The following is a 1,051-nucleotide window of genomic DNA, read 5'->3' as shown; positions in this document are numbered from 1 at the left end:
CCGGTGCGGTACATGCGGGTGCCGGGCACGCCGAACGGGTCGGCGACGAACCGCTCGGCGGTCAGTCCCGGCCGGTCGTGGTAGGAGCGCGCCAGCTGGACTCCGCTGAGGTAGAGCTCGCCGGGGACGCCGTCGGGCACCGGGCGCAGGAAGGCGTCCAGCACGTGCAGCCGGGTGTTCCACACCGGCCGGCCGATCGGCACGGTGGTCTCGTCGCCTCCGTCGTACGGGAAGTACGTCACGTCCACGGCGGCCTCGGTGGGGCCGTAGAGGTTGTGCAGGGGGACGGGGCCGTGCCCGGGGCGGGCGGTGAGGTCCCGCCAGCGTGCGGCGTCCGCGCCGGGGAGCGCCTCGCCGCTGCAGAAGACCCGGCGCAGGCCCGCCGCCCACGGCAGGTCCCGCCGCGTCCGCGCGAACCGCAGGAAGGCGGCCAGCATCGACGGCACGAAGTGCAGTGTGGTGATCCGTTCGGTGCGGATCAGCTCGGCCAGGTAGGCGGGGTCGCGGTGGCCGTCGGGGCGGGCGAGGACGACGGTGGCGCCCTCCAGCAGGGGCCAGAAGAACTCCCACACGGAGACGTCGAAACCGGGCGGCGTCTTCTGGAGCACCCGGTCGTCGGCGGCGAGCCGGTACTCGGCCTGCATCCAGGCGAGCCGGTTGACGATCGCCCGGTGGGTGATCACGACGCCCTTGGGGCGCCCGGTGGAGCCGGAGGTGTGGATCAGGTACGCGGGATGGTCCGGGGCGGCCGGCGCCGGCCGGATGTCGGGGACGTCCTCGTGGTCCTCGATCACCAGGTGCCGGAGGCCGGGCACCCCGGGCAGCCTCGCGGCGGCCCCGGCGGTGGTCACGACGGTCCGTGCTCCGGAGTCGCCGAGCAGGTACGCGACCCGGTCCGCGGGGTGGTCGAGGTCGACGGGGAGGTAGGCGGCGCCCGCCTTGAGGACGGCCAGCAGCGCGACCACGAGCTCCGCCGACCGGGGCACGGCGACCGCGACGAACCGCTCGGGGCCCGCGCCGCGTGCCCGCAGGCGACGGGCCAGGGCCTCGG

At 75.7% G+C, this 1,051-nt stretch carries 1 protein-coding gene; it reads right to left on the bottom strand.

Annotated elements, in window-relative coordinates:
• Positions 1 to 1,051: amino acid adenylation domain-containing protein (locus B7767_RS43135; protein ID WP_143653025.1), on the bottom strand; the 1,051-nt coding region annotated here is incomplete at both ends.

The sequence above is a fragment of the Streptomyces sp. 13-12-16 genome (genome assembly GCF_002114215.1).
Taxonomy (GTDB): domain Bacteria; phylum Actinomycetota; class Actinomycetes; order Streptomycetales; family Streptomycetaceae; genus Streptomyces.
Note: the sequence above shows the minus strand (reverse complement) of the source record. Positions and strands in the feature narration are given on the sequence as shown.